Origin of the sequence: Antarctobacter sediminis, from assembly GCF_019218285.1 — a bacterium.
Classification (GTDB): domain Bacteria; phylum Pseudomonadota; class Alphaproteobacteria; order Rhodobacterales; family Rhodobacteraceae; genus Antarctobacter; species Antarctobacter sediminis.
In genome coordinates this window covers 698091-718670 of the sequence record NZ_JAHUZG010000003.1, presented here as the reverse complement: position 1 = coordinate 718670, position 20580 = coordinate 698091, and the positions used below count along the sequence as shown (strand labels likewise).

Genomic DNA, 20580 nt, shown 5'->3' with positions numbered 1-20580 from the left:
GACCATGACCGAAGTGCGTGTTCCCACGCTTGGGGAATCGGTGACCGAAGCCACGGTTGCCACCTGGTTCAAAAAGCCCGGCGATGCCGTGGCCGTGGACGAAATGCTCTGTGAACTCGAAACCGACAAGGTCACGGTCGAGGTTCCCTCGCCCGTTGCCGGAACCCTGTCCGACATCGTCGCGGCAGAGGGTGATACCGTCGGTGTCGATGCGCTGCTGGCCAATATCTCCGAAGGCGCGGGCGCGTCGGAGAATGCCGCCACGGCCAAGGTCGAGCAGGACGCCGAGTATGTCGAAGAGGTCAAGGGTGGCGGCGACAGCATCGACGTCATGGTGCCCACGCTGGGCGAATCCGTGACCGAGGCGACCGTTTCGACATGGTTCAAAAAGGTCGGTGACAGCGTCGCTCAGGACGAGATGCTGTGCGAACTGGAGACCGACAAGGTCTCTGTCGAGGTGCCCGCCCCCGCCGCAGGCACCCTGACCGAGATCGTCGCCCCCGAGGGCACCACGGTGCAGGCCGATGGCAAGCTTGCGGTCCTTTCCTCCGGTGCGGGCGCCGCAGCCCCCGCCGCCAAGTCCGAAGCCGCTGGCGGTGCGCAATACACCACGCCGCCCGCCGGTGACGCGGGCCCCGGCAAGGACATCAAGGACGGCCCCGCCGCCGAGAAAGCCATGGCCGAGGCTGGCATTTCGCGTGAAGCGGTACAGGGCACGGGCCGCGATGGCCGCGCCACCAAGGCCGATGTTGCCGCTGCCGTGGCCGCCGCGACCAGCGCGCCCAAGGCCGCTGCGCCTGCCTCCGCTCCGCGCGCGCCGGTTCCGGCCGAAGACGCGGGCCGCGAGGAACGGGTCAAGATGACCCGCCTGCGCCAGACCATCGCCCGCCGCCTCAAGGACGCGCAGAACACCGCCGCGATCCTGACCACCTACAACGAGGTGGACATGACCGAGACAATGGCCCTGCGGAAGGAATACAAGGATCTCTTCGAGAAGAAGCACGGCACCCGCCTTGGCTTTATGTCCTTCTTTACCAAGGCCTGTTGCCACGCGCTGAAGGAGGTCCCCGAGGTCAACGCCGAGATCGACGGCACCGACATCGTGTACAAGAACTTCGTGCACATGGGCATCGCCGCGGGCACGCCCCAGGGTCTGGTGGTTCCGGTCATCCGCGACGCCGACCAGATGAGCTTTGCCGAGATCGAAAAGGCGATTGCCGAGAAGGGCAAGCGCGCCCGTGATGGCAAGCTGTCGATGGCGGAAATGCAGGGCGGCACCTTCACCATCTCGAACGGTGGTGTCTATGGCTCGCTCATGTCCTCGCCGATCCTCAACCCCCCGCAGTCCGGCATCCTTGGCATGCACAAGATCCAGGACCGTCCGATGGTCATCAACGGCGAGATCAAGATCCGCCCGATGATGTACCTTGCGCTGTCCTACGATCACCGCATCGTCGACGGCAAAGGCGCGGTGACCTTCCTTGTCCGCGTCAAGGAGGCACTGGAAGACCCGCGCCGCCTGTTGATGGATCTGTAACTGGATGGGCGGGGGAAACCCCGCCTATTCCCAGGCCCCGGTCATGCTGAACCCTTTTCCCACATCGTTGTCACACGTCCGGAAGATCACCTTCTGGTCCGGACTCGTTTCCATCGTTGCGGGTGTCTTTCTGCTTTTGTGGGATGAGCCAGTTCACAAGACGGGTTTTCAAGGGATTGCGCTGTTATCCTTGTACCTGTTGCCTTTGATTTTTGGTTTCGTGGCACTTGGGCAGGGACGAGATAGCGGTCCCGTAAAGCCAAGACGGCGCTTTGCACGCCTGGTAGACATCGTTTTGTTCATTCTTTTCCTTTGGTTCTGGATTGAAAAATTTCCAAAAATTCAGCACGCAATCCAGCGCTGGCTATCTGAGAACGCTTACTGGATTGTCCCGCTCGCAATGCTCGCTCCCGGAGCAATTCTGCTGCTGGTCAGCCTCCGTCCCACGACGAGGGTCGCATGACATCGGCCCGCATCGCCCTCGCCTCTTGTATGCGCAACGAAGGCGTATTCTTGCTGGAATGGCTGGCCCATCATCGGGCTCTTGGGTTCGAGCGGGTCATCGTGGTGACAAATGATGTCACTGATGGCTCGGACCTGCTGTTGGATGCCTTGGCGGACCGCGGATTGGTGACGCATCTTCGGCAAAAGCTGCCCGCTGGCGTCTCACCTCAGGACAGCGGGATGGACCTTGTCCTGTCCCTTGCCCGCACCGAGGGGATTACCCATATCCTGCACATCGATAGCGACGAATTTCTTGCCCTTTTGGACGGCACGCTGGAGGATCTCTTGACCCGCACGGAACAGGCGGACGTGGTGGCTTTTCCCTGGCGCGCCTTTGGGGACAGCGGCGTGGCTGATTGGACACCCGGCGACCTTGTGACCCTGCGCAATGTTCGCGCCGAACCACGACCCGAACCGCGCCAGACCAAGACGAAATGCCTGTTCCGGGTGGCCAGTTTTGCCCGTGCCACGGATCACAATCCGCTGGATCCGCAAGTGCCGGACCCCGTTGTGATGACCCCTGATGGCGAAATGCTGGACAACCGGACGCTCTACAATCCCAAAAGCGCCCGCTTTCGCCCGCACTATGTCGCGGCGCGTCCAAAGACCGCGCAACTGTTTCACTATGCGATACGATCCGAGGACTGTTTCCTGATGAAGAACATTCGCGGCGATGGGCAGGGCAAAGCCGGCGAAGGCAAATATCACCTGGGCAGCCCATGGCACCGCGCCGCCAACCGGAACGAGGTCGAGGAACGCCATCTGGCCGACCGTGCGCCTGCCTTGCGTGCTAGAATCGCGGACTGGCGTCGCGACCCGGCTGTCGCGCAGGCTGAAGAGGCTTGCAAGGCGTGGTTCCTTGATACGCGCGCAGGCGCTCTGACGCCGGAAAATCGCGCCATATGGACACGGAGAAAGGTGTCGGGCCCCGGCCATGACAGGACCGGATTGAAAGAGGTCCCGGATCAAGTCCGGGACGGGGATGCGCAATGACCCCCGAACTGACCGCCCTGACCCTCGCCGCGCTGTTGCAGGTTGTGCAATTTGTCCTGATGTCGGTGCCCGCGAACCGCGAACTAGGCACCGGCAAGACGCTGGGTCCGCGGGATCGAGACCGGCTGGGCGGATCCTTGGAAGATCAGCTTTCGGTGAAAACCGCCCGGCTGAAGCGCGCACTGGACAATCATTTCGAAGGGTTGATCCTGTTTTCGATCGCCGTCTTCGTCATCACCTTTTCCGATCAGGGCAACGGTCTGACGGCTGGTTTGTCGCTGCTCTACCTGTTGGCGCGTATCCTCTATGTGCCGGCCTATTACTTTGCCTGGACCCCCTGGAGGTCGCTGATCTGGATGGCTGGCTTTGGGGCTACGGTCCTGATGCTGCTGAGCGCCCTGATTTGACCCGTTTCACCCGCATAACCCCTGCCCCCCAGCGGGCTGGAAATACCCCGGGACAGCCTGCCGCGGGCAGGCGGGGGCCGCTGGCCCTGTTCCGGCCCAAAACGAAAGGAAGACACCATGGCACAATATGACGTCATCGTCATCGGATCCGGTCCCGGCGGCTATGTGGCCGCGATCCGCGCGGCGCAGCTTGGCCTCAAGACCGCCTGCGTCGAAGGCCGCGAAACCCTTGGCGGGACCTGCCTGAACATCGGCTGCATCCCCTCGAAGGCACTGCTGCATGCCAGCCACCAGTTGCACGAGGCCGAGCACAACTTTGCCAAGATGGGTCTGAAGGGCAAGGCGCCCTCTGTCGACTGGAAACAGATGCTGGAGTACAAGTCCGACGTGGTCGGCCAGAACACCAAGGGCATCGAGTTCCTGTTCAAGAAAAACAAGATCGACTGGCTCAAGGGCTGGGGATCGATCCCCGAAGCCGGCAAGGTCAAGGTCGGTGACGAGATCCACGAGGCCAAGAACATCATCATCGCTTCCGGCTCGGAGGCCTCGCCCGTGCCCGGCGCGGATGTGACCGTGGATGAAAAGGTTGTCGTGACCTCCACCGGTGCGCTGGAACTGGGCAAGATCCCCAAGAAGATGGTCGTCATCGGCGCGGGCGTAATCGGCTTGGAACTGGGGTCGGTCTATGCGCGCCTTGGGACCGAGGTGCAGGTGATCGAATTCCTCGACGCCATCACCCCCGGCATGGATTCCGAGGTCCAGCGCCAGTTCAAGCGCCTGCTGGAAAAACAGGGCCTGAGCTTTGTGATGGGGGCCGCCGTGTCCAAGGTCGAAGCCACCAAGACCAAGGCCAAGGTCAGCTACAAGCTGCGTAAGGACGACAGCGAACATAGCGTGGACGCGGATGTGGTGCTGTGCGCCACTGGCCGTCGGCCCTATGTCGACGGTCTGGGGCTGGAGGCGCTTGGCGTCGAAATGAGCCAGCGCGGACAGATCAAGACCGACAGCCAGTGGCGCACCAATGTTCCCGGCATCTATGCCATCGGCGACGTGATCGACGGGCCGATGCTGGCGCACAAGGCCGAGGACGAAGGCGTGGCCTGTGCCGAAGTCATCGCCGGCAAACATGGCCATGTGAATTATGACGTGATCCCCGGCGTGATCTACACAGCGCCCGAGGTGGCCTCGGTCGGCAAGACGGAACAGCAGCTTAAGGAAGAGGGCCGCGCCTATAAGGTGGGCAAGTTTTCTTTCATGGGGAATGCCCGCGCCAAGGCAGTCTTCCAGGGCGAAGGGTTCGTCAAGATGCTGGCGGACAAGGAAACCGACCGGGTGCTGGGCTGCCATATCATCGGCCCCGGTGCCGGCGACCTGATCCACGAGATCTGCGTTGCGATGGAATTCGGAGCCTCGGCCGAGGATGTGGCGCTGACCTGCCACGCGCATCCGACCTTTTCGGAAGCGGTTCGCGAAGCGGCCATGGCCTGTGGCGACGGCCCGATCCACATGTGACCCGTCCGTCGGCGGCGCGGTTGCAGCGGGGGGTTCACACCCCCGCACCCCCGTGGAGGTATTTTTGCCAAGAAGAAGCAGGGGCGGTCCGCACAGGGCGCCCCTGTTTCCGTTCAGATGCTACCACATGCGTGGCTTGGCATAGGCCGGATAGGTGCGGTCGTAGTCTTTGCCGCCATGTTCGCCGTTCGATATGTCAGCGAGAATTTCGCCGGTGGTCGGCAGGTCTTGCGAGATGTCGCCACAGCTCCACAGACCCGACCGCAGCAATGCCTTGGCGCATTGGGTGTAGACTTGGGCAATTTCGAACCGGATGACCGTCGTAGGCAAACGGTCGCCCTTGGCAAAACTTCGGCGCAGGGAGGGGTCGTCGGTCAGCGCGGCCCGGCCGTTGACGCGGACGGTGGTGTTGGTGCCCGGCACCAGAAAGAGGAGGGCTGCGCGCCCGTCCAGTACGATGTCGCGCAGGCAATCGAGGCGGTTGTTGCCGCGCCAGTCCGGCATCAGCAGGCTGTTTGCATCCTGCACGCGGACCACGGGGCCGTCATCGCCCCTTGGGCTGCCATGTACGCCATCGGGGCCAACGGTAGAGAGGATGGCGAAGCGCGCGCCTTCGATCCAGCGCCGGTAGAGCGGTGTCAGTTCCGGGGCGACCTTGACAAGCGCAGCCGGGACAGGATCATCATAAAGCGCGTGCAGCGCGTCAAGCGTGGTGATTTTCCGCATCGAAGCCGGCCTCTTTCATCAGTGCGTTCGAGGCTGTTTCGACCTCAAGCTCCAGTCTGGAGAGGAAGCTGTTCTTGTCCAGCCCCGGTTCGATTTCGGGCAGGAATTCAACCACGGCCAGGCCCGGTTTGCGATAGATGCCCTTGCGCGGCCAGAACAGGCCGACATTGGTGGCCGCCGGCACGCAGGGTTGGCCGGTCTGTTGATACAGCACGGCGGTGCCGACCTTGAACGGGGCCTTGACGCCCGGGGCGATACGCGTGCCTTGCGGGTAGATGATCAGCTGGCCCGGATCTGCAGCGCCGCGTTCCACGTCCTTGACCATGCGGGCGATGGCCTGACCACGTTTGCCGCGGGCAACCGGGACACAACCGATGCGCAGCGCATATTGCCCGATTACCGGGAAATACATCAACTCGCGCTTCATGATGAACTTGCCCGCCGGGACCGCGCCGAAGATCAGGATGATGTCGAGAAAGCTCTGGTGTTTGGCGGCAATCAGCACTTCGTCTGTGGGTACGGGGCCGCGCACCTCGGTCCGCAAACCGACCATCAGGCGCGCTGTCAGGCGCACCCAGCGGCAATAGCTGCGGCAGGCCACGCGCGCACCATGGCGCGAGACCAACGCCCATGGCAGAAAGACGATCCCCATGATCGCCATCATGGCGTACATCTGGACTACAAACAGGAATGACATCACCCAGCGCATCAGGCCAGTTCTCCAAGGACACGGCGCGCGGCCAGTTCGGTTGCAAAGAAGGCCACGACCGCAGCCAAAGGCGGCACGAACAGCGGCCAGAGCCATTGCAGCCCGGCAAAGCGCAGCCCGGTGAGGATGCCTCCGGTGTCATCGCCCGATGGCATCAGCAGCAAGGCGATCATTCCGGCCAGTGTGCCCGCCGCCGCCCCGGTCATCGTCCGCAGGGTAAAGCGCCGCACGAAGGCCCCGGCGATATAGCTGTCGGTGGCTCCTACAAGGCGCAGAACGGCGATGACTTGTGCGTTGGCTGCAAGCGCCGCATTGGCCGCCAGTGTCACCATGGCCCCGGTCGCCGCGCCAATCAGCAGGATCGCCACCCAACCCAAGAGCCGCAGACGGCTTGCTGCCGTGACCAGCGGACGCCGCCAGCGGCTGTGTTCGTCCAGAACCGCGCCCGGTGCCTCGGCCTGAAGCCGCAGGCGCAACCCGTCCGCATCATAGCCATCGCCGGTTTCCCGCACTTCGATCAATTGCGGCATCGGCAGCGACTCGACCGGCAGGTCGGGGCCGAACCACGGTTCCAGCAAGGCGCGCTGTTCGGCGTCGCTGAAGGCACGGACCGTTCCGACACCGGGTGTTTGTTCCAGCAATTTCAGGACGGCGGCGGTCTGCGCCGCCAGTTGGCCTTCGGGGGCGGTGATGCGAATGGTCGATGCGCGGGCCAGATCTTCGCCCCAACTGGTGGCAAGCCGGCCTGCCGCTAGTGACAACGCCAGCGCAAAGACCGTCAGAAAGGCCATCGCTCCGGCGGTGAACAGGGTCAGCCGAACGGTAAACCCAGAGGGCGGCACCACGCGGTCGGCCCCGGCATCCCGGGTAATCAGCCCCTTGAAGCGATCCAGCGCGCTCACAGCTCTGCCCCCGCTGCCTGCAAGTTGCCGCCCGCGATGCGCAGGATACGCGCCTGTACCATGCTTTTGGCGGCGCGGATCAACATCAGGTCATGGGTGGCGATCATCACGGTCTTGCCCATCCGGTTCAACTCTACCAGCAGGCGCAACAGACGCTGCGACATGTCCCAGTCGACGTTCCCCGTGGGTTCATCCGCAAGGATCACGTCGGGCGACAGGATCAGCGCGCGGGCCAGCGCGGCACGCTGACGTTCGCCCCCCGACAGTTCCGGCGGCAGCGCCTGAAATTTCTCAGTCAACCCGACCCAGGTCATCAGTTCGCGCAGGTTGTCCGCCTGATCGGGGCTGGCCTGCCCCGAAACCGTCAGCGGCAAGGCGACGTTTTCCGCTACTGGCAGGTGGTCGAGAAACTGGCAATCCTGATGCACCACGCCGATGCGCCGCCGCGCCATGGCCACGGCATCGCGGTCCATGGCGGCAAGGTCGTCGCCCTGAAAGGTCACCCTGCCTTCTGTCGGGTGCAGCGCCCCGTAGCAAAGCTTCAGGAATGTCGTTTTGCCCGATCCGGACGGGCCGGTCAGGAAATGGAACGATCCCGGCGCAAGGTCCAGGCTTACCCCGGACAATAGCGCCGCACCGCTGTAGGAATAGGCCACGTTGTCCAGCTCGATCACGGGCGGCTCTGCCTCTGTCATTCTTGGTCCGCGCGCAGTTTTGCCCGAGGCACAGGGCCGTTGCAACGCGGCCAGCGCAGAATTGGACTTTTCCCGCCGATACGGGCAGCTTAAGGTTCGGGCGGGGTGGCAAGCCACTGCTAGGGACAAGTAACGGGGATCAAGACGGAATGCGGCTGGTTTGCCCAAATTGTGGCGCTCAATACGACGTGCCTCTCGAGGTGATCCCCGAGGCAGGCCGTGATGTGCAGTGTTCGAACTGTGGGCATACGTGGTTTCAGAAACGCCTTGCCCAGACACCCGACGCCCGTGTGACACAACCGGTGCCAGCGCCGGAAGCGACAGAGACACCGGACCCTCTGCCCGAACCCGCCCCCGAGGCACCACAGCCCGCGCCGCGCAACAGCATTGACCCGGAAATGGCCGAGCTGTTCCGCGAAGAGCGCGAGTTCGAAGCACGTCAACGTCAGGCCGAAGCGCTGGAAACCCAACCCGACCTCGGTCTTGAACCGCCCGCCGAGGATGAGCAGGCCCGCCGCGCCCGAGAGAGCCGCGAGCGGATGGCCCGCCTCAAGGGAGAGGACATCGCGGATGCGCCAAAGCGTCCGGAGCCGGAACCGGATGGCGGCGCGCGCGATGACGCGGACCTGCACGCGGCGGCCGCCGCCGCGGCGGCCGCATCGCGGCGCGATCTCCTGCCCGATGTGGAAGAGATCAACCAGACGCTGCGATCGACATCGGAACCGCGGGTGGTGGATCGGGACGCCGGGCGCCCCTCGGACACGGCACCTCGCCAAAAGGGCAGCCCCTTTGCCCGCGGCTTTATGGTTGTGGTGATGCTGGCAACGCTTGGCGTCGGTCTTTATGTCGCCACACCGCGCCTGTCCCAACAGGTGCCCAAGGCGGCACCGTTTCTGGACGCCTATGTCGACAACGTGAACAAAGGGCGGCGCTGGCTTGATGCGCAGGTGACCGATCTTCTGGTGAAACTCGACCAGATGAGTTCCGAGGCCGCCGAACCGGCAACGCCTCCTGCTTCGGACAACTGATCCACGCTCCAAACGCGAAAACGGCGCCCGAAGGCGCCGTCTGACGGGACGGTGGGCGGGGCGATGTTCCGGCCAAAGGCCGGGACGAGCGCCGTGCCCGTCCCGCCCTTGCCTCAGACCCGCCCTTTCCAGGGCACCAGCGCCTTTTCGGCCATGCGCATCAGGATATCGATGCCAAAGCCGATGACGCCGATCAGGATGATCCCCATGATGACGATGTCGGTCAGCTGGAACTTCGACGCCACCATGATCATCATGCCCGCGCCCTTTTCCGCCGCCACCAGCTCGGCCGCCACGACAGTTCCCCAGCAGACGCCCATAGCCACCCGTGCACCGGTGAAGATTTCCGGCAACGAGTTCGGAACGATCACGTGCCGCATGATCTGGAACTTGCTGGCCCCCAGCGAATAGGCCGCATGCACTTTCGAAATCGCCACGCCGGACACACCCGCGCGCGCCGCGATGGCCATGATCCACAGTGCCGCAAGGAACAGCAGGATGATCTTGCCGACTTCCCCGATCCCCGCCCAGATGATGACCAGCGGAATCAGCGCCAAGGGCGGCACCGGGCGCATGAATTCGACGATCGGATCAAACCAGCCCCGGAACCAGTTGCTGAGACCCATCGCGTAGCCCAGCGGGATCCCCACCAGCGCGCCAAAGAAGAAACCGACCACGACACGGAACAGCGAATAGCCAAGGTGTTCCCAAAGGGTACTGTCGCGATAGCCCTCGCTGGCGATATCGCCAAGGCGGGACAGCACGGCTTCGGGTGGCGGCAGCCAGATCGGTTCCATCTGCCAGCCTTTTGCCGGTTCGAAGTTCAGCGTACCCTTTTGGGACATTCCGACGCGGCCGTACTCTGTCTGCACCGATTGCCCCGGCCCGATGGGCTGGCCGTTCACGGCCACGACCTTGTGGCCGTCATCGCGGCCAAATTCATCGTTGCGGTCGACGCGGATCAACCCGGACCGCCAGGCGCCGACGGTGTCCACGTCATTCTTGGCCCATCCCTCGCCGGGCTCGACCTCGGGATCTTCCACATCTGTGCCCACCTCGAAAACCCGCACTGTCACGGTGGCATCGTCCGGCGCCTGTCCCTCGGCCTCGGCGGTGTAGGTAAAGGTCGCGTCGCCAATGAAGGGCCCCGGCGCGTGCAGGAAACGGGGCACATAGGATGACCCGGTGAAGGCCCCCCAGAGCAGGAATATAGACAACACCGAGATGACGCTGGCGATGCGGTTGGGGGTCACCGCGCTTTCGTCGCCGAAGGTTACCGTCTTGAGCGAGGTGTAATCCGTCACCGTCTTGTGGACGACAAATTTCACGATCACGAAAGAGGCGATAAAAATCGCGATGTAGATGGCGAAGACGATCATGCGCTTTCCTCCGCACGGCCCATGATTTCTTCCTCCATGTCCCAGATCATGCCCAGGATCTCTTCGCGTTTCGCGCCGAAATCAGGGTGTTTCTTGACCTCGCGCAGGTCGGCGTTCACCCCCATGTCGGCAAAGGGCAAACGGTATTCGCGATGGATGCGTCCCGGACGCGGCGCCATGACCAACAGGCGTTCCCCCAGCAACAGGGCTTCTTCGACCGAGTGGGTGATGAGGATGATGGTCTTGCCGGTTTCCTTCCAGAGCTTCAGCACCAGCCCCTGCATCTTTTCCCGCGTAAGCGCGTCCAGGGCGCCCAGCGGTTCGTCCATCAGGATCACGTCGGGATCATTTGCAAGGCAACGGGCCAGCGCCACGCGCTGTTGCATCCCGCCCGACAGTTCATAGACGGCTTTTTCCTTGAAATCGCGCAGGCCGACGACATCCAGCAGATGGTCCACATGTTCGGCCCATTCCCGTTCGCGTTTGCCTGCCATGCGGGGGCCAAAACTGACGTTTTCACGCACGCTCATCCACTCGAACAACGCGCCTTGCTGGAACACCATGCCGCGTTCCGCATCGGGGCCTTTGACCTTGTGACCGTTCAGGGTGATCTGCCCGGATGTCGGCGCAAGGAACCCCGCGACGATGTTCAGCAGCGTGGTCTTGCCACAGCCCGAAGGGCCAAGGACGCTCAGCAATTCCCCCTCGGCAAGGGTTAGCGAGACATCCTTCAAGGCCTGCACCGACGTGCCGTTGGGCAGATCAAAGCGCATGGAAATATTTTCGATAGACAGTCCGCTCATGCCTGCCTTCCTTTTGATTCTTGACGGGGGGCGGAGGGGGAAACAGTCCTTTCCCGAAAGACCGTTTCACAAAAGGGGCACCGCCGGACGAGACCGGCGATGCCCGTTCCGGATCACATGTCCGAAGCCGCGCTCAGCGGGCCGGTGTTGACGTTGGCGTCATAGCTGTCCAGCGCCGCGTCGATGGACCCGGCGTCGACAAAGACATCCGCCACGCCCTTCATGAAGGTTTGCGCGTTGCCGCCCAGCCACTTGGCCGAAAGCTGATCCTCGACAGTGGGGAAGGTGAAGGTCGAGATGGTCGCCAGCGTGGCGTCGGGATCCATGCCCGCGTCCTTGGCAATCACCGGCAGCATCATGTCCTTGTTGGCGTCGTCGGCCCACATGGCATTTGCCTTGGCAGTCACCGAAAGGAAGGCCGATACGGTGTCCGAATTCTCGGCCACCCAACCCGCCGGGCCGGAGGTCACGTCAAAGACAAGAATGCCCAGTTCGGTCTTTTCATCGCCGGTCAGCAGGATGTTGCCATGTTCCATCATCCGGCGCAGCGAACCGCCCCAGCCACAGGCCATGTCGACCGATCCTTGGGCAAGTGCGGCCGCGCCATCCGGCGGCGCCATGTCGACGATTTCCATCGTCGAAATGTCCACGCCAAAGTGACCCATCTGTTTAAGGAAGCCATAATGCGCGGCGGTGCCCAACGGCACGGCGACTTTCTTGCCTTCCAGCTCCTTGGCGGAATCCTTGTCGATTTCCAGCGCTTCAAGCACGACACAGTTGTCGTTGTCCGCATAGCTGACCGCGACATCGAGGATCTGAAGATCCTGCCCGGCCGAGGTGGCCACGACGAAGGGCGGCACCCCTTGGCTGACAGAAAGCTGCACGTCGCCCGAGGCCATGGCCGCCGACATTGCGGTGCCGGTGTCAAAGCTGACCCAGTTGATGGTCACGCCCATGGCCTCGTCATACATGCCGGTTGCTTTGGCGTACTGGAAGGGCATCGGCCATTCGAGGAAATAGCCGACGGTGATCTCTTCGGCCGAGACGGCGGAGGTTCCGGCCAGAACGGCCAGCGCGGCCGCAGCGCCCTTTAGGGTGGTTTTCAGTGTCATCATCATTCTCCCGTGTTGTGCGCCCGCCGCCTTGGGCGGGCTCTTCGTCACGGACGCATCGGGGCATCCGGCGGCGCCTCGTGCCGGGCGCTCGGGTCAAATCGGAACGGAAAACGGGCAACGGATCAACGGTTTTTCCAGAGACCGACCCCGATTTGAGCAGATCACAGGCAACATTCGAAAAAGGGAAATCGGGTCATCCCCATGAAAACACGCAACATTCGGGGAAAACTGCCTGTTGAGGCCAAAGTTTTCCGCCCATTCTGGCCTTATACGCGCCGAATTTCTGGCCCTAACGGCTGCCCATTAATCTGGCTCATGTGCTAGCAATCCACGCAGAGCGGCGCGATGACCCAAGGAGGGCACAGGAATGGACGGCACCTATTCGCAAAACGACCTCAGCCATGTTGTCGAGGCTGACAAAGCCCACGTCTGGCATCACCTTGTCCAGCACAAGGCATTCGACAGCAAGGACCCGAATATCATCATCGAAGGCAAGGGCATGCGCGTCTGGAATCAGGCGGGCAAGGAGCACCTTGATGCCGTGTCCGGCGGTGTCTGGACGGTGAACGTGGGCTATGGCCGCGAACGGATCGCCAAGGCCGTTTATGACCAGCTGATGCGCGTCAATTATTTCGCGGGCGCGGCCGGCTCGGTGCCCGGCGCGCTGTTTGCCGAAAAGCTGATCGAAAAGATGCCGGGTCTGACGCGGGTCTACTATTGCAACTCGGGCTCCGAGGCGAACGAAAAGGCGTTCAAGATGGTCCGTCAGATCGCGCACAAGCGGTATGGCGGCAAAAAGCACAAGATCCTGTACCGCGACCGCGACTACCACGGCACGACCATCGCCTGCCTTTCCGCCGGTGGCCAGGATGAACGCAACGCGCAATACGGACCGTTCACCCCCGGTTTCGTCCGCGTGCCGCATTGCCTTGAATACCGCCGCCACGAACAGGAGGGCGCGCCCGAAGCCAACTATGGCGAATGGGCCGCTGATCAGATCGAAAAGGTGATCCTTGCCGAAGGGCCGGACACGGTCGGCGCGCTGTGCCTTGAACCGGTGACGGCAGGCGGCGGCGTGATCCCCGCGCCCGAAGGCTATTGGCAGAAGGTTCAGGAAATCTGCCGCAAGTACGACATCCTGCTGCACATCGACGAGGTTGTTTGCGGCGTGGGCCGGACGGGCACATGGTTCGGCTATCAGCACTACGGGATCGAACCCGATTTCGTGACCATGGCCAAGGGCGTTGCCTCGGGCTATGCGGCGATTGCCTGCTGCGTGACTTCTGAACGTGTCTTCGAGATGTTCAAGGACGATGCCAGCGACCCGATGAACTATTTCCGCGACATCTCGACCTTTGGCGGCTGCACCGCCGGGCCGGCCGCCGCGATCGAGAACATGGCGATCATCGAGGACGAAGGCCTGCTGGCCAACACAACGGCCATGGGCGACTATATGCTGGACCAGCTCGGCGCGCTGGCAGATCGCCATGCGGTGATCGGAGACGTGCGTGGCAAGGGCCTGTTCCTTGGTGCCGAACTGGTCAGCGACCGCACCACCAAGGAGGTCGTGCCCGAAGCGCAGGTGCAGGCCGTGGTGGGTGACTGCATGGCACAGGGGGTCATCATCGGTGCCACCAACCGTTCGGTTCCGGGCAAGAACAACACCTTGTGCTTCTCACCGGCGCTGATCGCCACGAAAGATGACATCGACCAGATCGTGACCGCCGTGGATGGCGCGCTTGGCCGCGTTTTTGGCTGAATGGACCATCGTCTGAACGAATACGGGCAGCCCATCGGGTTGCCCGTCGACATTGCCCTGCCCCGCCCCGTACCACCACATGACGTGCTGCGCGGCGCCTACACCACGCTTGTGCCCATGTCGGTGGAGCACGCAGAGGCCTTTTTCAACAGTTTCACCGATCCGGCGGGCTGGACCTATCTTGGCGAGGAACAGCCCTTTCAGGATCTGGAACAGGCGCGCGCATGGACAGCCGCCAAGGCCCCCAGCCGCGACCCGTTGTTTTACACCGTGCTGGTGGACGAACGCCCTGTCGGGTTCCTGTCGCTCTTGCGGATCAATCCAAAGGCGGCCTCGATCGAGGTTGGGTTCATCCATTTCTCGCCCGCCTTGCAGGGCACGCGCGCCGCGACCGAGGTGCAATTCCTTCTGATGAGGCATGTCTTCGACGATCTGGGGTATCGTCGCTACGAATGGAAATGTGACGCCCTGAACGCCCCGTCACGGCGGGCGGCTTTGCGGCTGGGCTTTTCCTTCGAGGGTATCTTTCGGCAGGCCTTGGTCTACAAGGGTCGCAACCGCGACACGGCGTGGTTTTCGATTCTCGACGGTGAATGGCCAGCGCTGCGCCAAGGGTTCCAAGCTTGGCTGTCGGCCGGCAATTTCGATGAAAACGGAACACAACGCCAGACGTTGAGCGTCCTCATCGGCTCTGCGCGGGGCTAGGAAAACATCCGCAATTCTATCTGTATCGCCGCCGATTCAGAGAGATGAAACCATTTGCAGGGCATCAAACTCTGCAAATTGGCTGGTCGAAACCCGGCGCATCCCCCGAAGCGGAGCCTGACATGCCGCCCAGATATCCGTCCTACCCCTATGTGGAGCCACTGGCGACCGGTGTATCCGATGTCGAGATCGAGGATGTCATCAACGACATGATCGCGCAGTCCCCGGGGCTGAGCCTGCCACATGGCGAGTCGCTGGACCCGATCTGCCGAGCGCTGAACGTCGATCTGGAATACTCTGGCCCGCCGCATGAAATCCTTCTGGATGTGCCGCTGAACCGCAAGGCCTGCATCTGGTTGCCCAAGCGGGGCAAACCTCGTCAGGACCGGTTCATGGCAGCGATGGGCGTGGGCCACTGGATCCTGCATGTGCCCTCCACGCGTGAGGCGCATCCCCGCTGCGGGATACAGGCCCTGCACCAGCCCGCCAGCCGCGCTGCCCAGCGCGAGGCCGTACGCTTTGCCCGTATCCTGCTGATGCCCCGCGACGAGTTCTGTAGCCTCTGGTACGAGGGGCGCGCCAACCTTGTCGCCGATACGCTGAACGTGCCCACTCAGGTGGTCTATGAACGGGCCACCATGCTGGACCTTCCCGTCGAGGATACAGGCGGCAACAAGTTCGAATGGAAAGAGCGCGGGCAGGTTTCGACCGGGTTCTGACCATGGCCCCGGCGCAAAAGAAAAGGGCCGCCGAAGCGACCCTCTGGACCTTGTCCCGACCCGCGCGTTGCGGGCCCTTCGGGATCAGGCGTTCACGCTGTCCTTGAGCGCCTTGGCGATGGTCACCTTGACCTGCTTGTCGGCCTCTTTCTTGAACTGCTCGCCGGTCGCGGGGTTACGCACCATGCGCTCGGGACGCTCGCGGCAATAGATCTTGCCAACACCCGGCAGCGTCACGGCACCGCCAGCAGCAACTTCGGACGTGATGATTTCACCAATCGCGTCCAGTGCCGCGCCGGCAATCTTCTTGTCCGCATCCATCTTTTCCGCCAGTGCCGCCACCAGCTGAGTTTTGGTCATCGGTTTCGCCATTTCATGGTCTCCTTCACCGCCCGTCTCTAATTTGGGCCTCTGGACCGGCATAAAACCGGATGTGGGGGCAAAACACAACGATTAGCGGCACAAAAGCCCTGTGTATTATGCATTTTGGGCCGGTTTCCGCTGCGTCAGAGGAAGGCTGTCTCCTCGAAACTGCGCAACTTCCGACTGTGGATGCGTTCCAGCGGCATTTCCCGCAGTGCCTCCATGGCGCGAATCCCTATGCGCAGGTGTCGGCTGACTTGTGTGCGATAGAAATCCGAGGCCATCCCGGGCAGCTTCAGCTCACCATGCAAAGGCCGATCCGACACACACAGCAAGGTCCCGTAGGGCACCCGGAACCGGAAACCGTTGGCGGCGATCGTGGCGCTTTCCATGTCAAGCGCGATGGCGCGTGACTGGCTGAGGCGTTTGATCGGCCCGTCCTGTTCGCGCAATTCCCAGTTGCGGTTATCCAGCGAGGCAACAGTGCCCGTCCGCATCACCCGTTTCAGGTCGAACCCGCCAAGTTGGGTTTCGGCCTCGACCGCGTCTTCCAGCGCGATCTGGATCTCGGCCAGCGCCGGGATCGGCACCCAAAGCGGCAGATCATCGTCCAGCACCTTGTCTTCGCGCAGGTAGGCATGGGCAAGGACAAAGTCCCCAAGCGATTGAGAGTTCCGCAACCCAGCGCAATGCCCGACCATCAGCCATGCGTGCGGGCGCAGGACGGCGATATGATCTGTCGCCGTCTTGGCGTTCGACGGCCCCACGCCGATGTTGACCAGCGTGATGCCGCCCTGCTTGCCCCGCTTGAGGTGATAGGTCGGCATCTGCGGCATCCGCTCGGGGTGCGGGATCGGCGCGTCGGGATCGGTGATCTCGACGTTGCCGGTGCTGACAAAGCTGGTGTAACCGCTGTCCGGATCCGCCAGCATGGCGCGGGCATAGGCCTCGAATTCGCTGACATAGAACTGGTAGTTGGTGAACAGAACGTGGTTCTGGAAATGCTCGGGGTCGGTCGCCGTATAATGCGACAGGCGGGCCAGCGAATAGTCCACCCGCTGCGCGCTGAAGGGGGCCAGCGGCAAGGCACCGTCCGGGGCGGGCACAGCTTCGCCGTTGACGATGTCGTCATTGGTGGTGGTCAGGTCCGGCACGTCAAAGACATCACGCAGCGCGAAACTGGCCGCACCTTCCTGCGGGACAGTCACATTGGGAAAGTTGGCGACGGCGAAATGCACCGGCATCGGCGTATCCGACAAGCCGATGCGGATCTTGACCCCATGGTTGCCCAGCAAAAGGCCGATCTGCTGGGTCAGGTAATTACGGAACAGATGCGGGCGCGTGACGCTGGTGGCATAGGTTCCGGGCTGCGTAACGTGGCCAAAGCTCAGACGGCTGTCGATCTTGTCAAAGCGCGTCGTGGTCAGCCGGATCTCGGGGTAGAAGGCTCGCAGGCGCACGCCCGGGTGACCCTCGGCCATCGCCTTGAGAAAACCGTCGCGCAGAAAGACCGCCGCCGCGTCATACAATTCGCAAAGCCGTGCGACGGCCTGTTCCGCATCCGCGAAACTTTCCGGCCCGGACACATCCGGGGTGACGATTTCAAGATTCCGTGCCGTGTCCTGCATGACCGCCTCCTGTTTCGCGGCGACGTTGACAGGCTGCGGCGGGAGGTTCAAGCTGCCGAAAAGGTCAGAGGTGCTGACATGGATCTTGAAACTGTCTCTGCCGAGGCCTTCGGCAAGAGCCTGCGCGGCCTCGGGCTGAACCTCTTGGTGCGCGATGTCCCTGCGTATTGCCAGATGCTTGAGGCGGTCTTTGACATGACCGCGCACAGGATCAGCGCGGATTTCGCCATTGTCCGCTATGGCACCGCGGTGTTCCAGCTGCATTCGGACGGGACCTATCACGCCAATCCCTACCTTTCGTTCCTGCCAGAGGCCGGGCCGCGCGGTGCCGGGGCAGAACTGAGACTGTATGACAGCGACCCGGACCTTGCCGCCAACCGTGCCACGGCGCAGGGTATGACCATCCTTCAGCCGCCAGGCGATAAACCGCATGGGCTGCGCGAATGTTACCTGATCTGCCCGGACGGCTATGCCTGGGTGCCGTCGCGACCTCTGTAAGGCTTTCGGCACGGGCCGGTGGCAGCTAGCATGGCTGCATCGTCACAGCAGATTTCACGGAGCTTTTCCGATGCCCGGCCTTTTGACCCGCAGTCTTGCACTTTGTTTTCTGACCATCCTGCCTGCCCTGCCCGCCCATGCCGAGGATGAGATCCATCGTTTCGACACCGTCCGGAACTGGGCGCTTTTCAACGATGACGGTTATTGCTGGATCGCCAGCATTGCGCGTCTGCCCGGGCGTCAGCGTCTGGTCATGACTGTCGATCTGGAAGGCAGCGCCGCCATCTTCCTAGACATGGAAGGCGGTGTGACCTTTGATGACAGCGCTGATCACGTCCTGACACTGGGCCGCCGCGAGGTGCTGTTCCTGTCGCAGGGCGTCTGGGCCTGGACCAAACACGAGTCGCCCGAACTCTTCCTTGATGCCGTGTTGGACAGCCCGAGGATCGGCTATGGTTTCCGGATAATCGACCATGGCGAAACCCGGATGCTGACCGGTGCATGGGACACCGATGGCGGGCGCGAGGCCTTTGACACGTTGCGGGGCCGCTGCGGCTCCTGATAGGCTTTGCCCAATCACGAAACCCGGGGAGCATCATGAACGCACCGCAGAACATTGCGAATATCGACCATTGGCAGGAACGTGTCGACCTTGCCGCAGCCTTTCGCTGGACCGTGCGGCTGGATATGCACGAGGCGGTGGCCAATCATTTCAGCCTGTCGATCAACGACGACGGCACCAAGTTCCTGATGAACCCGGACCGGGTGCATTTCTCGCGGGTGCGGGCCTCGGACCTGCTGGTGGTGGATGCCAATGACCCCGAAACGCTGAACCGCCCCGGCGCGCCGGACCCGACGGCATGGGGCCTGCACGGCGGGTTGCACCGGCATTGCCCGCACGCGCGTTGCGCCATGCATGTGCATTCGATCCACGCCACGGTGCTGGCCTGTCTCAAGGACAAGCGCCTGCCCCCGCTGGATCAGAACGCGGCGATGTTCTTCAACCGGCAGGCGGTAGACGACCAATACGGCGGTCTGGCCTTCGAGGACGAAGGGGAACGCTGTGCGCATCTCTTGTCCGATCCCAAGGTCAAGACACTGATCATGGGCAATCACGGCGTCATGGTGATCGGCGACACGGTGGCCGAAACCTTTAACCGGCTGTACCTCTTCGAACGTGCCGCCCAGATCTATATCACCGCACTTCAAACCGGGTTGCCGCTGGACATCCTGTCGGACGAAGTGGCCGAAAAGACCGCGCGCGAAATCGAGGAATATCCGGGCGGTGACCATCACCACCTCGACGAACTGAAAAAGATCCTCGATGCGGAAGGATCGGACTACGCCTCTTGATGATCAGGTTCGGATAAAGCTCACCACCTGACTGAGGTCATTGGCATGCGGGCCGGTCGTTTCCGGCCCGTAGATCCGCACCTCGCGCAGGGTAAGACCGGAAATCCGGTCGCCCAACGCGTCGAACCGGGCAGAAAATCCCTTGGCGGTCCAATGTTTGGCATTGATCGACAAGGCCACCACGCCCCCCGGACGCACGATGCGCAGCACCTCGTCCAGCGCCTCTGGGCCGACATGCCCATGGGTGAAGGTGCCCGAACTCACCGCCCCGGCATAGGTTTCATCCGCGACTGGCAGGCGTTCCAGCAAGTTGCCCTGAAACAACCGCCGGTACAGCGCCTTGGACGCTGCGACCTCCAGCATTTCCTCCGACAGGTCGGTCGCGTCGACAGGGCCGATCCCGCAGGTCTTCAGCGCCGCGCCCAACAACCCGGTTCCGGCACCAAGGTCGATCACAGGCCCCTGTCCTGCGACGGCGGCATAGGCCTCGGCCACGTGCAAGGGCAGCATGTAGTCAAGGTCAGCCGCAAAGGCATCATCATAACTTTTGGCCCAATGCGCATAGAGCCTGCGATTGTCGTCGGGGGTTTCCAGCCCGTAGGCGGTTTCCAGATCGGGATCATTCTGCATGGGCCAAAGCCTAGCGGCGGTTCACCTGCACGCAAACGGTTTTTCCCAAGCCGCGCCGGATCAGCGCGTGCGCAGCCCGGTTTCGTACAGCAGGCCCTTGCGCTTGGCCTCGTAATAATAGCCGCGCGCGTACCATTTTATCGAATTGTCCCAATCGCCATCGGCCACGATATAGGCACCCTTGAGGTACTTCAGCCCGTATTTGAGGTTTGTATCTGCATCCAGCAAATCGCTGTTCTGGCCCTGGAACCCCATGGTGCGCGCGGTTTGCGGCAGGATTTGCAGCAGCCCCCAATAAGGACCGGCCCGCGCAGCCGGATTATGGGTGCTCTCCCGGATCGCCAGACGATGCACCAGACCACGCGGCAGGTCATAGTGATCAGCCCATTTGTTGATCTTTGAGCGCAGTTCAGGCGTTTCATTGGGGTGCAGCGGGATCGCCCGGTGTACAGGTTCGGCGGCAACCGGGTCACGCGGTCCGGTGGAACAGGCCGCAACAAGCGCAACAGCCGAAATCAGGAAAAGACGACGAGCCAGCATGGCACTCTCCGGGACAAATCTGGCAATCCCCTAGCCCGCAGCCTTTCCGCAGGCGAGTCCTGCGTCAACAGGTCG

Annotated in this window: 23 protein-coding genes; 12 read left to right on the top strand and 11 right to left on the bottom strand. The window is 62.6% G+C overall.

Annotated features, from left to right (window positions below; all coding sequences use genetic code 11):
* Positions 1-4 precede the first annotated feature (4 nt).
* The 5 genes from odhB (at position 5) to lpdA (ending at position 4953) form a co-directional block, all read left to right on the top strand.
* Positions 5-1537 carry a 2-oxoglutarate dehydrogenase complex dihydrolipoyllysine-residue succinyltransferase gene (odhB, locus tag KJP30_RS18515; RefSeq protein ID WP_218450810.1) on the top strand — a complete coding sequence of 511 codons (1533 nt, stop codon included), beginning with the start codon at positions 5-7 and terminating at the stop codon, positions 1535-1537.
* A 43-nt stretch (positions 1538-1580) separates the two neighbouring features.
* Positions 1581-2000, top strand: coding sequence for a hypothetical protein (locus tag KJP30_RS18510; protein WP_218450809.1), 420 nt, complete (start codon positions 1581-1583; stop codon positions 1998-2000).
* Positions 1997-3034, top strand: a complete 1038-nt coding sequence (locus KJP30_RS18505; protein ID WP_218450808.1) for a glycosyltransferase family 2 protein — start codon at positions 1997-1999, stop codon at positions 3032-3034. Before KJP30_RS18510 ends, KJP30_RS18505 begins: the two co-directional genes overlap by 4 nt.
* Complete coding sequence (locus tag KJP30_RS18500) at positions 3031-3441, top strand: MAPEG family protein (RefSeq protein ID WP_218450807.1); 411 nt, start codon at positions 3031-3033, stop codon at positions 3439-3441. Before KJP30_RS18505 ends, KJP30_RS18500 begins: the two co-directional genes overlap by 4 nt.
* Before the next feature lie 117 nt (positions 3442-3558).
* Entirely contained in the window at positions 3559-4953 is a 1395-nt protein-coding gene (gene lpdA / locus KJP30_RS18495) for a dihydrolipoyl dehydrogenase (RefSeq protein WP_218450806.1), read from the top strand.
* Positions 4954-5073: 120 nt separating this feature from the next.
* On the opposite strand, the gene KJP30_RS18490 is transcribed toward lpdA, so the two are convergent.
* The 4 genes from KJP30_RS18490 to KJP30_RS18475 are packed head-to-tail and all read right to left on the bottom strand — an operon-like array spanning position 5074 to position 7964.
* Complete coding sequence (locus KJP30_RS18490) at positions 5074-5679, bottom strand: MSMEG_1061 family FMN-dependent PPOX-type flavoprotein (RefSeq protein WP_218450805.1); 606 nt, start codon at positions 5677-5679, stop codon at positions 5074-5076.
* A complete protein-coding gene (locus KJP30_RS18485; RefSeq protein WP_246594603.1) occupies positions 5657-6376 on the bottom strand; it encodes a lysophospholipid acyltransferase family protein in 720 nt (239 codons plus the stop codon). The genes KJP30_RS18490 and KJP30_RS18485 overlap by 23 nt, the downstream gene beginning before the upstream one ends.
* Positions 6377-6387: 11 nt before the next feature.
* Positions 6388-7290, bottom strand: coding sequence for a cell division protein FtsX (locus KJP30_RS18480; RefSeq protein ID WP_425515722.1), 903 nt, complete (start codon positions 7288-7290; stop codon positions 6388-6390).
* Positions 7287-7964 (bottom strand): cell division ATP-binding protein FtsE, encoded by a 678-nt coding sequence (locus KJP30_RS18475; RefSeq protein WP_218450979.1) that lies wholly within the window; start codon positions 7962-7964, stop codon positions 7287-7289. Before KJP30_RS18475 ends, KJP30_RS18480 begins: the two co-directional genes overlap by 4 nt.
* A 170-nt stretch (positions 7965-8134) precedes the next feature.
* On the opposite strand from KJP30_RS18475, the gene KJP30_RS18470 reads away from it, so the two are divergent.
* Positions 8135-9013: a zinc-ribbon domain-containing protein gene (locus tag KJP30_RS18470; RefSeq protein WP_218450804.1), complete on the top strand. Its 879-nt coding sequence runs from the start codon at positions 8135-8137 to the stop codon at positions 9011-9013.
* A gap of 113 nt (positions 9014-9126) precedes the next feature.
* On the opposite strand, the gene KJP30_RS18465 is transcribed toward KJP30_RS18470, so the two are convergent.
* From KJP30_RS18465 to KJP30_RS18455, 3 genes are all read right to left on the bottom strand, one after another.
* Positions 9127-10392, bottom strand: coding sequence for an ABC transporter permease (locus KJP30_RS18465; RefSeq protein ID WP_218450803.1), 1266 nt, complete (start codon positions 10390-10392; stop codon positions 9127-9129).
* Positions 10389-11195 carry a taurine ABC transporter ATP-binding protein gene (locus tag KJP30_RS18460; RefSeq protein WP_218450802.1) on the bottom strand — a complete coding sequence of 269 codons (807 nt, stop codon included), beginning with the start codon at positions 11193-11195 and terminating at the stop codon, positions 10389-10391. Before KJP30_RS18460 ends, KJP30_RS18465 begins: the two co-directional genes overlap by 4 nt.
* Before the next feature lie 113 nt (positions 11196-11308).
* Entirely contained in the window at positions 11309-12307 is a 999-nt protein-coding gene (locus KJP30_RS18455; RefSeq protein ID WP_425515721.1) for a taurine ABC transporter substrate-binding protein, read from the bottom strand.
* Positions 12308-12677: 370 nt separating this feature from the next.
* On the opposite strand from KJP30_RS18455, the gene KJP30_RS18450 reads away from it, so the two are divergent.
* From KJP30_RS18450 to KJP30_RS18440, 3 genes are all read left to right on the top strand, one after another.
* Complete coding sequence (locus KJP30_RS18450; protein WP_218450800.1) at positions 12678-14069, top strand: aminotransferase family protein; 1392 nt, start codon at positions 12678-12680, stop codon at positions 14067-14069.
* On the top strand, positions 14070-14774 hold the full coding sequence (locus KJP30_RS18445) for a GNAT family N-acetyltransferase (protein WP_218450799.1): 705 nt from the start codon (positions 14070-14072) through the stop codon (positions 14772-14774). It begins immediately after the preceding gene.
* Positions 14775-14896: 122 nt separating this feature from the next.
* On the top strand, positions 14897-15493 hold the full coding sequence (locus KJP30_RS18440; RefSeq protein WP_218450798.1) for an ImmA/IrrE family metallo-endopeptidase: 597 nt from the start codon (positions 14897-14899) through the stop codon (positions 15491-15493).
* 84 nt (positions 15494-15577) lie between these two features.
* Here KJP30_RS18440 and KJP30_RS18435 read toward each other — a convergent pair whose 3' ends face one another.
* Both KJP30_RS18435 and KJP30_RS18430 read right to left on the bottom strand, forming a co-directional pair.
* The gene (locus KJP30_RS18435) at positions 15578-15865 is read right to left on the bottom strand and encodes an HU family DNA-binding protein (RefSeq protein WP_218450797.1); all 288 of its coding nucleotides are present in this window, start codon (positions 15863-15865) and stop codon (positions 15578-15580) included.
* Between the two features lie 134 nt (positions 15866-15999).
* Positions 16000-17484: an AMP nucleosidase gene (locus tag KJP30_RS18430; RefSeq protein ID WP_218450796.1), complete on the bottom strand. Its 1485-nt coding sequence runs from the start codon at positions 17482-17484 to the stop codon at positions 16000-16002.
* Between the two features lie 78 nt (positions 17485-17562).
* Here KJP30_RS18430 and KJP30_RS18425 point away from each other — a divergent pair, with 78 nt between their 5' ends.
* From KJP30_RS18425 to KJP30_RS18415, 3 genes are all read left to right on the top strand, one after another.
* A complete protein-coding gene (locus KJP30_RS18425; RefSeq protein ID WP_218450795.1) occupies positions 17563-17982 on the top strand; it encodes a VOC family protein in 420 nt (139 codons plus the stop codon).
* A gap of 70 nt (positions 17983-18052) precedes the next feature.
* Positions 18053-18544 carry a hypothetical protein gene (locus KJP30_RS18420; RefSeq protein WP_218450794.1) on the top strand — a complete coding sequence of 164 codons (492 nt, stop codon included), beginning with the start codon at positions 18053-18055 and terminating at the stop codon, positions 18542-18544.
* Between the two features lie 35 nt (positions 18545-18579).
* On the top strand, positions 18580-19335 hold the full coding sequence (locus tag KJP30_RS18415; RefSeq protein ID WP_218450793.1) for a class II aldolase and adducin N-terminal domain-containing protein: 756 nt from the start codon (positions 18580-18582) through the stop codon (positions 19333-19335).
* A gap of 3 nt (positions 19336-19338) precedes the next feature.
* On the opposite strand, the gene KJP30_RS18410 is transcribed toward KJP30_RS18415, so the two are convergent.
* Together KJP30_RS18410 and KJP30_RS18405 are read right to left on the bottom strand one after the other, a co-directional pair.
* A complete protein-coding gene (locus KJP30_RS18410) occupies positions 19339-19965 on the bottom strand; it encodes a class I SAM-dependent DNA methyltransferase (RefSeq protein WP_218450792.1) in 627 nt (208 codons plus the stop codon).
* A 60-nt stretch (positions 19966-20025) separates the two neighbouring features.
* A complete protein-coding gene (locus KJP30_RS18405; protein ID WP_218450791.1) occupies positions 20026-20505 on the bottom strand; it encodes a lytic transglycosylase domain-containing protein in 480 nt (159 codons plus the stop codon).
* Between the last annotated feature and the right edge of the window lie 75 nt (positions 20506-20580).